At 40.0% G+C, this 14,115-nt stretch carries 13 protein-coding genes; 11 read left to right on the forward strand and 2 right to left on the reverse strand.

The genetic code is table 11. The features are described 5' to 3' along the window. Positions 1–50: 50 nt before the first annotated feature. Positions 51–746: a response regulator transcription factor gene (locus C7N65_RS10445; protein WP_105994415.1), complete on the reverse strand. Its 696-nt coding sequence runs from the start codon at positions 744–746 to the stop codon at positions 51–53. Next, a complete protein-coding gene (locus C7N65_RS10450; protein WP_105994416.1) occupies positions 743–3,373 on the reverse strand; it encodes an ATP-binding protein in 2,631 nt (876 codons plus the stop codon). The genes C7N65_RS10445 and C7N65_RS10450 overlap by 4 nt, the downstream gene beginning before the upstream one ends. A gap of 170 nt (positions 3,374–3,543) precedes the next feature. Here C7N65_RS10450 and kdpF point away from each other — a divergent pair, with 170 nt between their 5' ends. From kdpF to C7N65_RS10500, 11 genes are all read left to right on the forward strand, one after another. After that, positions 3,544–3,624 (forward strand): K(+)-transporting ATPase subunit F, encoded by an 81-nt coding sequence (kdpF, locus tag C7N65_RS10455; RefSeq protein WP_105994417.1) that lies wholly within the window; start codon positions 3,544–3,546, stop codon positions 3,622–3,624. Positions 3,625–3,648: 24 nt separating this feature from the next. Next, a complete protein-coding gene (gene kdpA / locus C7N65_RS10460) occupies positions 3,649–5,328 on the forward strand; it encodes a potassium-transporting ATPase subunit KdpA (RefSeq protein WP_105994418.1) in 1,680 nt (559 codons plus the stop codon). Positions 5,329–5,361: 33 nt separating this feature from the next. Continuing rightward, positions 5,362–7,383 carry a K(+)-transporting ATPase subunit B gene (locus C7N65_RS10465; RefSeq protein ID WP_105994419.1) on the forward strand — a complete coding sequence of 674 codons (2,022 nt, stop codon included), beginning with the start codon at positions 5,362–5,364 and terminating at the stop codon, positions 7,381–7,383. Between the two features lie 12 nt (positions 7,384–7,395). Further along, complete coding sequence (kdpC, locus tag C7N65_RS10470; protein ID WP_105994420.1) at positions 7,396–7,959, forward strand: potassium-transporting ATPase subunit KdpC; 564 nt, start codon at positions 7,396–7,398, stop codon at positions 7,957–7,959. 12 nt (positions 7,960–7,971) lie between these two features. After that, a complete protein-coding gene (locus C7N65_RS12625; RefSeq protein ID WP_162912203.1) occupies positions 7,972–8,127 on the forward strand; it encodes a hypothetical protein in 156 nt (51 codons plus the stop codon). Positions 8,128–8,829: 702 nt separating this feature from the next. Continuing rightward, entirely contained in the window at positions 8,830–9,696 is an 867-nt protein-coding gene (locus C7N65_RS10475; RefSeq protein WP_158698121.1) for a patatin-like phospholipase family protein, read from the forward strand. Between the two features lie 15 nt (positions 9,697–9,711). Next, positions 9,712–10,392 carry a thiaminase II gene (gene tenA / locus C7N65_RS10480; RefSeq protein ID WP_105994422.1) on the forward strand — a complete coding sequence of 227 codons (681 nt, stop codon included), beginning with the start codon at positions 9,712–9,714 and terminating at the stop codon, positions 10,390–10,392. 155 nt (positions 10,393–10,547) lie between these two features. Continuing rightward, the gene (locus tag C7N65_RS10485) at positions 10,548–11,120 is read left to right on the forward strand and encodes a biotin transporter BioY (protein WP_232168104.1); all 573 of its coding nucleotides are present in this window, start codon (positions 10,548–10,550) and stop codon (positions 11,118–11,120) included. Continuing rightward, positions 11,101–11,772 carry a dethiobiotin synthase gene (gene bioD, locus C7N65_RS10490; RefSeq protein ID WP_105994423.1) on the forward strand — a complete coding sequence of 224 codons (672 nt, stop codon included), beginning with the start codon at positions 11,101–11,103 and terminating at the stop codon, positions 11,770–11,772. Before C7N65_RS10485 ends, bioD begins: the two co-directional genes overlap by 20 nt. Then, on the forward strand, positions 11,769–13,127 hold the full coding sequence (bioA, locus tag C7N65_RS10495; protein ID WP_105994424.1) for an adenosylmethionine--8-amino-7-oxononanoate transaminase: 1,359 nt from the start codon (positions 11,769–11,771) through the stop codon (positions 13,125–13,127). Before bioD ends, bioA begins: the two co-directional genes overlap by 4 nt. A 104-nt stretch (positions 13,128–13,231) precedes the next feature. After that, complete coding sequence (locus C7N65_RS10500; protein ID WP_105994425.1) at positions 13,232–13,969, forward strand: acetoacetate decarboxylase; 738 nt, start codon at positions 13,232–13,234, stop codon at positions 13,967–13,969. Positions 13,970–14,115 lie beyond the last annotated feature (146 nt).

The raw sequence follows: 14,115 nt of genomic DNA on the forward strand, positions 1-14,115 counted from the left end.
GCTGCATCACCTCGCTTATAGTGTTCCCGTTCTCAGTTGTTGTTATGCTGCTAAGTGAGATGAATCATTTGGTAGCCGATTCTTGGATGTGTTTGAATCAGCTTTTTATCATTGTATTCGGAAGCATCAATCGCAAGTTTCTTTCTGAGTGAAGCCATATGGACACGTAAAGCCGCCATTTCAGTTTTATTGACATAACCATAAAGTGCTTTTAACAGTGTTTGATATGTCAGTACTTTACCGACATGATGGCTTAAGACATCCAGTAATTGGAATTCGTTAGGTGTCAGACGGACTTCTTGTCCTTCTATAAAGACCGTTTTAGCATTGAAGTCGACATAGAGCGGACCGTTTTCGAAGCGGTCTTCGATTTCTTCGTTGCGGTTATACATCCGCAAGACCACACGAATACGTGCACGCAATTCATCAATACTGAAAGGTTTAGTCATATAATCATTGGCACCGCGGTCTAAAGCTTCGACAATGATATGTTCTTCATGTCTTGCACTGATGACAATAATCGGTAGATCTGATTCTTTGCGGATATTATGAATGACATCTAAGCCATCCATATCCGGCAATCCTAAATCTAATAGAATCAAATTCGGATGTTCTGTACGGATTCTGAAATCGACTTCTTTGCCTTGTTGGGCTTTAACGACTTTATAATAATCCATGGTTAAAGACACGTCGATCAGATGCAGAATCGATTCATCATCTTCTACAATCAATACAGTTGTATTCATGGTTCCACCTTCTCACTTTGGTTGATAGGTAATGCAAAATAAAAGATACTGCCATGCGGCTGATTTTCTTTATAATGCAGCTGGCTGTTGTGCTGCTTGAGAATCAGCTGGACTAAATAGAGTCCTAACCCTAAACTATCTTTCTTATTATCTTTAAAATAATCTCCAGAATAATAGGGTTCAAAGATTAATGCACATTCTTTCTCAGGAATACCGACGCCATTATCATACAGCGCAAATTCAATGCTTTCTTCTTTTTGTACGACTTTCAAAGTCACCGGTTGACTGGCTTGTGCATGTTTTATCGCATTATCTGTCAGATTGAACAGGACTTGCAAGATTAATTTACTGTCGATATCGATGAGTTCAATAATATCTTCTGCTTCAATCTGAACTTTTCTGCTTTGGTGTCTGCGCACTAAACCTTCTTCATATTCTTCAATTAATTCATCTACAAGGTAAGGATAACGCAAGACTTTGATTTCAGAGCTCTCTAACTTTGTTAGAGATAAGATGTTGCTGACGAGGGTGTGCAGATATTGTGCTTCTTCATATGATGCACTCAGCAGCTGATCTGATTCTTGTGTTTTCATATTATCTCTATGATATAACATCATATCCAAATTGCCGATAATCGAAGTAAGCGGTGTTCTGATGTCATGCGAAATAGAGTGCAGGAAGTTAGAACGTGTTGTTTCTCGTTCCGCTTTAATCATAGATTGGCGTGTTTGTTTTAAGAGATACACGTTCTCTACTGCAAGGGTCAAATCATTAATCATCGACTCTAAAATAGAGTTGTCATAAGCATCTACTTCATCTGTGTCTGTGAAATGAATCGAAATAATGCCTTTTACCGGTGCAGTACCGATGGGGATACACATGGCTTTACTGCCGGGGAATGTATCGGTTAGCCGGCCGGCACGCTTTTCATTTTCAATCACCCAATCTAAAGTTTCAGTATCTGACAAGTGTTGTATATCTTTTGAACCGAAGGTCGCTTGAGACACAATACGTTGTTGTTTTACTTCAAATGCTGTGACGGTTTGATTGAGCAGCTGATGGATCTGTTCAGCAGAGACATTCAGCAATTGTTCAATAGTATAGGACTGTTTGATTGTCTGGTTGAAGTGCAGCATCGTATTTGTACGGTAGAGCTGGCGTTCTGTCAATGTGTGCTGATACTTTAAATTCTTCAACAAAGCACTCGTCAATAAACTCGCAAAGATACTCGTCGCAAAGGTAATCGGATAAGCGAAGCGATACATCTCTAAAGTAAAGCGCGGTACGGTAAAGAAATAGTTGAAGACGAACACATTTAAGATTGAAGCTGCAAACCCTATGAGATAAGACTGTGTCCAAATCGATAATATGATAATACCGATGAGGAACATCAAGAGAATAATCGTACTCGACTCGCTTTTATCAAAGGAATAGACCCACATACCAATTAAGACACAAAGTGTTTGAATGACAATCATTTTGAAAATATCAATCGACCATCTTGTTGTCGGCGCAGTATTGGTTTGAAGCTTAGGTTTAGGCTGGGTACGTACATACTTAATCGGAATAATCTCTATCTTATAATGATGCGGCTGTTCTGTCAGTGCATCTAATAACGACTTCTTAAAGTAATCCTTCCATTTCGGGCGTTCTGCTTGGCCTAAGACCAGTTTTGTTACATGTGCATGTTCGCACCAATGATTGAGTTCTGTAGCAATGTTTTGTGCATACAGCACTTTGATTTCTGCGCCTAATGATTTCGCAAGCATTAAATTTTTATGCGCATGATGCCCCGGCTGCTGGTCTGAAGACTTCTCAAAGATATCAATATAAATCGCGGTGAATTTCGCATGTTCTTTGTAGGCTGCTCTGCGCGCTTCTCGGATGACACCTTCATTATAAATACTGCCGCTGACTGCCACTGCAATATGCGGTGTGACGTCTGTATGTTTGGTTTTATATCGTTGTTCTTTCTGACTCATAATATCTGCGACAGTACGTAAAGTTAATTCACGCAGCTCTGTTAAGTTTTCATACGTAAAGAAATGCGAAAAGGCAGTTTCTAAACGTTCTTTCTTATACACCTTTCCAGCTTTCAATCTTTGTATCAGCATATCTGGCGAAATATCGACCACTTCAATAGCATCTGCCGACATGATGAATTGATCAGGGACACGTTCCTTTACTTGAACGCCTGTCATTAAAGAAATCTGTCCGCTTAAACTTTCTATATGCTGAATGTTGATAGTCGTCCATACATCAATACCATGCGCTAAAATTTCTTCAATATCCATATAACGCTTCAGATGCCGATTCTTTGAGACATTGGTATGGGCGAGTTCATCAATTAATACAATATCCGGCTGTGCTTCGATAATTGTATTCACATCTACATAATTAAACGTATGACTGCCGAATTGATGAGAACGTGTTTCGATTTGCGGCAGCTGTTCAGCCAAACGGCTGGTTTCAATTCTTTGGTGCGGTTCAATATAACCGATTTTAATATCAATACCGTCATGATAGGCATCAATACCATTCGATAACATTTCATATGTTTTTCCTACGCCTGGGCTGTAGCCTAAATATAATGTCAGCTTGCCGCGTTTGATGGACTCTTCTTGCATTCTGACTCACCACGCTTTTGTTTATTTTATCTATAGTATATACAACTTTTGACAGACCTCACGTCTTTGTTTCTCATCTTTATAACTTCTTTATAACTTTCCTGAAACGTTAACACTTCCGTTATACATTGCTTGGTAAACTTTGGCTTGAAAGTAAGGAGGGACGACAAATGGGAGGAGTACTTGTCGCGGTGATTATCGCGCTTATTGTGTATTTATGCTATGCGCTGTTGTACAGTGAAAAATTCTAATTAATGAAAGAAGGTCAGTTTGAGATGAGTATCGTTATCTTTATAGGTGTCTTCATTGCGTTGACATACATCGTCAGCAGATATCTCTATTCTGTCGCACTGGTGACACCCTCAAAAATGGATAAAGTATTTCAGCCGATTGAACATGTGATCTACCGCATTATCGGCACAAAGCTTGAACATATGTCAGGCAAAACTTACATTAAACACTTTTTAATTGTGAATGGGTTGATGGGTTTAATCTCATTCTTATTCTTATTAGTTCAGCAATGGCTGTTTTTAAACCCGAATCACAACATGAACCAATCCGTATCACTTGCCTTTAATACTATGGCATCGTTCTTAACCAATACGAATTTACAGCACTATGCAGGTGAAACAGGTTTGACGTACTTAACACAAATGTGTGTCATTACTTTCTTAATGTTCACATCTGCAGCATCTGGTTATGCGGTATGTATTGCGATGTTAAGACGATTAACTGGCGTGACGGATGTCATCGGCAACTATTATCAAGATATGACACGCTTTATTTTACGTGTACTGATTCCGTTTGCGTTTATCATCAGTTTATTCTTAATCAGCCAAGGCACACCGCAAACGTTAAAAGGCAATTTAGTCATCGATACACTTTCTGGTGTGAAACAAACGATTGCCTACGGTCCGATGGCGTCCTTGGAATCGATTAAACACTTAGGTACGAACGGCGGCGGTTTCTTAGGCGCTAACTCTTCAACACCGTTTGAAAACCCGACTTATTGGTCTAATTATGCAGAAGCGTTAAGTATGATGTTATTACCCGGGTCATTAGTATTCTTATTCGGACGCATGATGATGAAAGATAAAGCACATATCCATAAACATGCATGGATGATTTTCATCGCAATGCTTGCGATGTTTATCGGCTTTTTAAGCTTATGCTTATTCGCAGAATATGCAGGCAATCCGATCTTGCATCAATTAGGCATTGACGGCGGCAATATGGAAGGGAAAGAAACCCGTTTTGGTATCGGACTTTCTGCACTCTTCACGACAATTACGACTGCCTTTACAACTGGAACAGTCAACAACATGCATGACAGTTTGACACCGCTTGGCGGTTTAGTACCAATGGTACTGATGATGCTGAATGCTGTGTTCGGCGGTGAAGGTGTCGGACTGATGAACATGATTATTTATGTGATGTTAACCGTGTTTATCTGCAGTTTGATGATTGGGAAAACACCAAGTTATTTAGGCATGAAAATAGAAGGCAAAGAAATGAAATTAATCGCACTATCATTCTTAGTGCATCCGCTGCTGATTTTAATCTTTAGTGCACTTGCCTTTGTGGTGCCGGGCGCACAAGACGCAATTACAAATCCATCGTTTCACGGTGTGTCGCAAGTGTTGTATGAATTCACATCTTCTTCTGCGAACAATGGTTCTGGCTTTGAAGGTTTAGGAGACGATACAACATTTTGGAACATTTCTACAGGGGTAGTAATGCTGCTGGCACGCTTTGTTCCGATTGTGCTGCAACTGTTAATTGTTTCAAGCCTAGTCAGCAAGAAAACATATCAAAACCAGCATCAAGATGTACCGATCGACAATGTCTTTTTCAGTGCGGTGCTGATTATCTTTATTTTCTTGTTAAGCGGTTTGACATTCTTGCCGGACTTATTACTTGGACCTATCGGAGAACATTTATTACTGCATGGATAACCATGACGATGAAGAGATAAGGAGGAACATACGATGGCACAATCCGCTCAAAGTATGCAAAAGGATTTGATGAAACAAGCTTTTAAAGAAAGTTTCGTCAAAATGAATCCTAAATATATGATTAAGAACCCGATTATGTTCGTGGTTGAAGTAGGAATGGTTTTGGCATTTATCTTGATTTTTGTACCAGATTTATTTGCACAAGAATCTGTATCGCGCTTTTATCTGCTCAGCATCTTTATCATTTTATTACTGACAGTTCTATTTGCGAACTTCTCAGAAGCACTCGCAGAAGGCAGAGGGAAAGCACAAGCCAATGCACTACGCCAAACGCAAACCAATATGACTGCACGCCGTATTCAATCTGACGGCAGTTATGAAACGATTGATGCATCTGATTTAAAGAAAGGGGACATCGTCCGTGTCGAAACGGGAGAACAAATCCCGAATGACGGCACAGTCATCAAAGGCATTGCGACAGTCGATGAATCGGCAATTACAGGGGAATCCGCACCTGTCATCAAAGAATCTGGCGGTGACTTCGACAATGTTATCGGCGGTACAGTGGTCGCATCTGACTGGCTGGAAGTCGAAATTACATCTGAACCCGGTCATTCATTCTTAGATAAAATGATTGGATTGGTTGAAGGTGCAACACGTAAGAAAACACCGAATGAAATTGCATTGTTTACGCTTTTGATGACCCTGACAATTATTTTCTTAGTGGTAATTTTAACGATGTTTCCGCTTGCGAAGTTTTTACACTTAGATTTATCTATCGCGATGCTGATCGCATTAACAGTCTGCTTGATTCCGACAACCATCGGCGGCTTGCTTTCTGCGATTGGGATTGCTGGAATGGATCGTGTGACACAGTTTAATATTTTAGCGAAAAGCGGCCGTGCTGTAGAAACTTGCGGTGATGTCAACGTCTTGATTTTAGATAAAACCGGAACGATTACTTACGGCAACCGTATGGCAGATGCCTTTCTGCCTGTGAAGACATGCGATTATGAACGTTTAGTCAAAGCAGCTTACGAAACATCTGTCGCAGATGATACGCCTGAAGGCAAAAGTATCGTTAAACTCGCATACAAACAAGGTATTGATTTACCGCAAGAAGTCGGCGAATATCAGCCGTTCAAAGCAGAAACACGTATGAGCGGTGTCGTCTTCAGTGATAGAGAGGTTTATAAAGGTGCACCGAACAGTATGTTAAAACGCGTAAAAGATGCTGGCGGTACGATTCCGCCGGATATTGAAAGCATCGTGAAATCTGTCTCTAAAAAAGGTGGTACACCGTTAGTAGTAATCGAAAATACAGAAATCTTAGGGGTCGTTTATTTAAAAGACGTGATTAAAGAGGGACTTGTTGAACGTTTCCAGGCTTTACGCAACATGGGAATTGAAACAGTTATGTGTACCGGAGACAACGAATTAACAGCCGCTACTATTGCTAAAGAAGCAGGTGTTGATCGCTTTGTGGCAGAATGCAAACCGGAAGATAAAATCAATGTCATCCGCGAAGAACAGGCTAAAGGTCATATCGTCGCAATGACAGGCGACGGCACAAATGATGCACCGGCATTAGCTGAAGCAAATGTCGGACTGGCGATGAACTCCGGAACAATGAGTGCCAAAGAAGCCGCAAATTTAATCGACTTAGATTCTAACCCGACAAAACTTATTGAAGTGGTGATGATCGGCAAACAATTATTGATGACACGCGGTTCATTGACGACATTCAGTATTGCGAATGATATTGCGAAATACTTTGCGATTTTACCGGCAATGTTTATGGCTGCGATGCCGCAAATGCAGCACTTGAACATTATGCAGCTGCATTCTCCAGAGTCAGCAGTATTATCTGCACTGATTTTCAATGCACTGATTATTGTATTGCTGATACCGATTGCGATGCGCGGTGTGAAATTCAAAGGCGCATCTACACAAACAATCTTAATGAAAAATATGCTGGTCTATGGGCTTGGCGGAATGATTGTACCGTTTATCGGTATTAAACTCATAGATTTAGTCATTCAATTCTTTGTATAGGAGGCAATTGCCATGCATGTATTCAGAAATAGTTTAGGACTGGTCATCATGATGCTGCTGCTGTGCGGTTTTATCTTTCCTTTAGCAGTTACCGGGGCAGGACAAGTACTCTTTAACGAACAAGCCAACGGCAGTCTGGTAAAGCAGGATGGTAAAGTAGTCGGCTCGAAATTAATCGGCCAGCAATGGACAGATGCGAAATACTTCCACGGCCGTATCAGTGCTGTGGATTACAATATGGATGAAAAAGCAGTCAAAGAAAACGGCGGACCGGCTTCAGGCGGTTCCAACTTCGGCAATACGAACCCAAAATTAAAAGAACGTGTTGAACAAACTATCGATAAAGAAGGCAAAGAGCTGCCTGTAGATGCAGTGACTGCTTCAGGTTCAGGTTTAGACCCGGATATTACGGTTCAAAATGCGAACAGACAAGCAGAACGTATCGCTAAAGAACGTAATATTTCACCAGATAAAGTCAAACAAATTATTCAGCACCACAAACAAACGTCACCTATGGCAGAACCATATGTGAACGTCTTGAAAATGAATATCGCATTAGATCAATTAAAGGCATAGGAGAGGATGCATATGTGGATAATCAGTACGCTGATTTTATTTATCATAGTTCTCATTTTAGTCATTGATGATTTAAGAAAGACAGATGATCTGCACGCCAAAGATTATGAGCTGGAAATGATTGAAAAAGGCTTGATTGCTCAAAAACAATACTTTGACGAAAGGTAAACACACATACATCAAAGGGGGTGGTGCTTTATATGTGAGATGAGATTTTATCGTACTGTGCAAAGCACAGTAAAGGAGGCGATGATGTCCTGATAAACGCTTGATAGGAAAACATACTGAACAATACCTAACATCCAAACTGTTCAGACAACCTATAAAGATAACACATTTTTTCAGTGCATAAGACTTCATGTTCCTCCCCTAAAAGCATGAAGTCATAATCCCAAAATAAAAATAAACTTGTTATGAAAGTAAACTCTATTCAATTCTATCCAATCCTTACAGCCGGTATGCTGCTAAAGCAGCTGCCGGCTGTTTCTTGTGCACTTAAGCATACATAACTGTTTAAAAGCAAAGCGGATAAAAAGACTGGGCAGGCAATAAAACGACTTAGGCACTAAGCCCCAAAATCAACTGTAATAGGATTATACTCGCCTTATCCAAAAGCGGAGGTGAACTTCATGTTAGAAAGTATCATTGCAATTATTAAACAAATTGTTGCACAATTCATTTCTGGCGGAAAACAAGACATTCATTAAGCTTTATGTTCATTTTGGTCGTCTTACTGATTTCAGTAAGGCGGCTTTTTCAATTATTAAGGGTTGAGAAATAGGGTAGAGGAAACTTAAGAGTAATATTGCAAGTTTGTACGTATGCATGTAAGAGACAACCTCAAATCGTTGAATGAAAGTAGTGATTGAAATGGATAAGTCAGCTTTAGTACTTGGCGGCGGCAGTCATTATGCAATAGCTTGGCAGCTCGGATACTTGAAGGGGATGTCAGACTGCGGCATTGAATTAAGAGATGTAAAAGAAGTAGTGGGAACTTCTGCAGGGGCACAAGTCGGTGCATTGATTACCTCTGATTTACATTGGAATACGATATGGAAAGAACAAATCGAACAGCCGATTCAAGAAGATTCACCGCTGACAGATGAAGCTATGGCACAGCTGCAGCAAAAAATAAGGACAATTGCACAAGACGCAGAAACTGAGACAGCGTGGATAAATGGATTGAGCACTTTATCCAAGGCTACACACCCTGACATTACACAAGCAGAGCGTTTTGAAATGATTCGCAAGCGTTTAGGCAGTGCGTCATGCGAAACATGGCCAAAAGCCCTGCATATTGCTGCAACAAAATCAGAGACTAATGCACGTCATCTGTTCTCTTTTGATGAAGGAGAAGATTTGATTAAAGCAGTCACTGCCAGTTCTGCTTTCCCAGGTGTTTGGGCACCAGTTGAGATGAACGGCAGACATTATTATGACGGCGCCTCTTATTCTGCAGAAAATGCAGACTTGGCAAAAGATGCCAAAACAGTAGTCATTTTAGCTGCGGATTTGCCGATTGCCTATCCTTATCCTTTAGATGAATTAGTGGATAAAATGCGTGTTAAAGGACAGCGCGTACGTGTGGTGACACCGGATAAGCATGTTAAACAAATATTAACAGACTTTAAAGAAAATGCGATGAATCCTAAACTTCGGACTAAGATTGCTGAAGCAGGTGCGAAACAAGGTTATAATGATGTGGACGCTATGTACCAATTTTGGAATCAACATTAATGAGGAGGCAGAACAGTGACACAATTTACTGATCGATTGTATCAACGCGTTGAGCCTATTTGGGCATCTTATATGGAACATCCTTTTATCAAAGGATTGGCAGACGGTTCTTTGGATGAGGAGAAATTCAAACATTGGTTGAAACAAGATTATATTTACTTAATTGAATATGCACGTTTATTCGCAATCGGTGCAGCAAAAGCAACCGATTTAACGATGATGTCGACATATGCACAATTAATGGACGGTACGTTGAATACCGAAATGAATCTGCATCGCAACTATGCCAAATCATTCGGCATCAGCGAATCAGAATTAGAAGCGACAGAACCTGCCGAAACAACAACGGCTTATACAAGTTATATGCTGAATATGGCACAAATCGGCGGTATTGAAAATGTCATTGCGGCTATTTTGACGTGCACATGGAGTTACAACTATATCGGCTTGAAACTTGATGAACAAGATGCCGCAAAAGATCACCCGCTGTATCGAGAATGGGTAGATATGTATGCATCAGAGGAATTTACACAATTCAAAGAAGATTGTGTACAATTGATGAATCAAGTGACAGAGGGACGTACAGAAGCGGAACTTCAAGCTTTAGAAGATATCGTCGTACGTACAAGTTACTATGAATATAAATTCTGGGACATGGCAGAACATCTTCAAACATGGGATGTCCCAGTAAAATAAAACAAAATAGTTTTAATAATGATTTCTTATGCTCAATGGCTGACGCTGTTGAGCATTTTTTTATGCCTGCGTTTACGATATAACAGACTTAAATGTAAACTAAATAATAAAATAAGTTTACATTTAAGAAACAGAGTACTAAAATAACTTTTGAGGTGATTAACATCAAGACAAGAGATTTAGTATTTATCAGTTTATTTACAGCACTTACGATTGTTTCAAGTATGCTGCACTTTACATTAGGGCCGATTCCCTTCTCTCTTCAAATTGTCACAGTCTTTATTGTGGCGCATTTGTTCAGTGTGAAAATCGCATTTTGGAGTCAGGCTTTGTATGTGGTGATGGGCTTGCTCGGGCTGCCGATCTTCGCAAGCGGCGGAGGGCTTTTTTATGTAATGAAACCAACATTTGGATTCTTAATCGGCTTTGTCGTTGCGGCTTTAGTGATGGCCATACTGAAACAAAAATGGACACAGCGCAATTTTGTGACGACGTTTCTGATTAATTTAGCAGGAACTGTGATTATTTATGTGTTCGGATGTGTTTATTTTTATTTCATTATGAATTTTGTATTACATACCCCGATAACAGCAAGCCAGACTTTCAGCGGTATCGTTTTGCTCAGCGGTCCTGGAGACATCATTTTAGGTGCGGTATCAGCGGTATTGATTTTACGTTTAGAGAAAGTAATGAAAGGAGCTGGCATTCGTGAAGGTCTTCATCACTAGTACAGGTACAGATGTAGGCAAGACTTATGTAACTTTATTACTGTATCGTGCTTTATCAGCGCATGGTTATCATGTCGGTTTGTATAAACCTTTTCAAACCGAGGAACAAGCAGACGGAACGTATCCAGACTTAGAAGCATATCGCAAAGTCAGCGGTTTAGATTATGAGACAACCTCGCTGTATCGTTTTCATGAACCGGTGTCTCCGCATTTAGGATTTAAATTAGAACCTCATCAGCAACTCAACAGATCAGCTGTCATAGAGAAAGCAGATCAGCTTGCGGCACATTTTGATGTGGTGCTGATTGAAGGTGCAGGCGGTTTAGGCGTACCGATTCATCAAGACCAAGATACATTTTATATGACAGAAGATTTAATCAAAGATACTGCAGATAAAGTGATCAGTGTAGTACCGTCTCAACTCGGTGCCATCAGCGATATTATCATGCATCAGTATTATTTAACAGCGCATCATTTGCCGGAGAATATTTTGATTATGAATCGTTTCAACACTTCTAGGATTGCACAAGATAATTACGAAACGTTAACCCGATATTTAGCACGCCCTATCTACACATTAAGCGAAGGGGCAGAAGTCCGAGAAGTGTCTGAGGCACTGATAGAAACTATAATGAAAGGTGAAGTGTCATGAACAAACAAGCATTAATTCAAGCAGACCGTGATTATGTCTGGCATCCGTTTACGCAAATGGGTGTGTATCGCGAACATGATCCGATTATTATTGAACGCGGAGAAGGCAGTTATTTATATGATATTGATAATAATGCCTATTTAGACGGTTATGCCTCTTTATGGGTCAATGTCCATGGGCATAATCATCCGAAATTGAATCAAGCAATTACAGAACAACTAGGTAAAATTGCCCATTCGACATTACTGGGTTCTTCTAATGTGCCATCAATAGAACTTGCGAAGCGTTTAGTTGAAATTACACCTGAGCGATTACAGAAAGTCTTCTATTCTGATACAGGCAGTGCCGCAGTAGAAATTGCGATTAAGATGGCGTATCAATATTGGAAGAATTTAGATGCAGAACGTTTTGCCGAGAAGAAGAAATTTATTACGTTGAAGAATGGCTATCACGGCGATACGATCGGTGCAGTCAGTGTCGGAGGAATTGATACGTTCCATGCAATCTTTAAAGATTTAATCTTTGAGAATATTCAAATCAGCTGTCCGTCTTTATTCCAATCAGAATATGAAACAGAAGCAGCGTTAGTTGAAGGTTTGGTAGAAGAAATCAGAACTGTCTTAGAGCATCATGGTGATGAAATCTGCGGCTTTGTGTTAGAACCTTTGATTCAAGGTGCGACAGGAATCTATGCCCAACCGCCGCATTTCATCAAAGCAGTGGAACAACTTTGCCGAGAATATAATATCTTATTGATTGTGGATGAAGTAGCGACAGGTTTCGGCCGTACAGGAACGATGTTTGCGTGTGAACGCGCAGATGTAAACCCAGACATTATGTGTCTTGCAAAAGGTATCACAGGAGGATATTTGCCGTTAGCCGCAACGATGACCTCTCAAGCTGTGTATGATGCCTTCATAAGCAATCGCCACGCAGATAAAACATTCTTCCATGGCCACACATATACCGGCAACCCTGTCGTATGTGCTGCGGCGATTGAAAGCTTGAATTTATTTGAAGAAACGCATTTAATCGACCATATCAGTAAGACATCCGCGTTACTAGAAGATAATCTGAATGCACTTAAAACATTAGATTATGTCGGTAATGTCCGCGGCTATGGTTTGATGTTCGGTGTAGAATTGGCCGACCCGTCAGATCCTGCACAACCGCTTGCGATTCCAACGGTGGAACGCATCATTCAGACGTGTAAGGAAAATGGTTTGATGATTCGAAATTTAGAAAATGTAATTACCTTTGTGCCGGTCTTGAATATGAGTTTATCTGAAATCCAAAAGATGACAGACATCTTTAAAGCCGCATTAGCACAAGTACTAGAAAATCAAACAGTTTAAAGAATAACTCTGTACATAAATGCCGTAATCTTTCGTTTAGATTGAATCTCCTTGATAAAGGCTATAAGGTTAGAGTAGATAGAGAAAATCAAGGAGGAAGTTGCGTGAATAAAAAAGAATTGTTCGATATGGCATCTACACCTGTCAATGCGCCGACGTTTGCCAAAGTAGATGTGCATTTTCGAAACCGCGAATTTTTAAACATTGTATATAGAACAGATATAGAGAAATTGAAAGCTGTAGTACCAGAGCCGTTAAAGGTGACAAGTGATTTAATCAAATTTGAAGTCATCGATATGCCTGATAGTACAGGGCTTGGCTCTTATACAGAATGCGGACAAGTGATTCCGGTTGAGTATAACGGTGAACAAGGCGAGTATTACTTAGCCATGTACTTAAACAATCAGCCTGCGATTGCGTTAGGCAGAGAGTTGTCGACGTTCCCTAAGAAATACGGTGAACCAAGACTTTATGTCGATAATGATACATTAGTCGGTACATTGGATTATCATTCATTACGCGTGGCACAAGCGACAATGACGTATAAATATCATCCGATTGAAGAAGCGGAAGCAAAAGAGCTAATTACCAAACCAAGCTTTATGCTGAAACAAATGCCGAACTATGACGGGACATCTAGAATTTTAGAAATGACTCGTTCTCAAATTACAGACATTCAAATTAAAGAGGCATTCAGAGGCGATGCACGCTTACAACTATTTGAACATGTCAATGCACCGTTAGCAGACTTCCCAGTTAAAGAAATTGTAGATGCACAACACATTCTTGCAGACTTAAGATTAGGCAAACCAGAAGTTGTACATGATTATTTAAATGAATAATAAATAGATAAGGAGAAATGAGACATGAGGTCTTGTTTCTCCTTTTACTTGTTTTGCAGAAGCTATATGGACAATATATGTCTACCATTAGAATTACATATCTTTGTTGTGTTCGATTAGGGTATAATGCTATTAAGTATCGAAAA

Origin of the sequence: Staphylococcus simulans (genome assembly GCF_002994445.1) — a bacterium.
Taxonomy (GTDB): domain Bacteria; phylum Bacillota; class Bacilli; order Staphylococcales; family Staphylococcaceae; genus Staphylococcus; species Staphylococcus simulans_B.

Excerpts from the sequence above, each read along its gene's own strand:
- C7N65_RS12625 (WP_162912203.1), top strand. The coding sequence starts at position 7,972 with ATGTGGATAATCAGTACGCTGATTTTATTTATCATAGTTCTCATTTTA.
- kdpF (WP_105994417.1), top strand. The coding sequence starts at position 3,544 with ATGGGAGGAGTACTTGTCGCGGTGATTATCGCGCTTATTGTGTATTTA.
- C7N65_RS10445 (WP_105994415.1), bottom strand. The coding sequence starts at position 746 with ATGAATACAACTGTATTGATTGTAGAAGATGATGAATCGATTCTGCAT.
- bioA (WP_105994424.1), top strand. The coding sequence starts at position 11,769 with ATGAACAAACAAGCATTAATTCAAGCAGACCGTGATTATGTCTGGCAT.
- kdpA (WP_105994418.1), top strand. The coding sequence starts at position 3,649 with ATGAGTATCGTTATCTTTATAGGTGTCTTCATTGCGTTGACATACATC.
- C7N65_RS10465 (WP_105994419.1), top strand. The coding sequence starts at position 5,362 with ATGGCACAATCCGCTCAAAGTATGCAAAAGGATTTGATGAAACAAGCT.
- C7N65_RS10475 (WP_158698121.1), top strand. The coding sequence starts at position 8,830 with ATGGATAAGTCAGCTTTAGTACTTGGCGGCGGCAGTCATTATGCAATA.
- kdpC (WP_105994420.1), top strand. The coding sequence starts at position 7,396 with ATGCATGTATTCAGAAATAGTTTAGGACTGGTCATCATGATGCTGCTG.
- C7N65_RS10450 (WP_105994416.1), bottom strand. The coding sequence starts at position 3,373 with ATGCAAGAAGAGTCCATCAAACGCGGCAAGCTGACATTATATTTAGGC.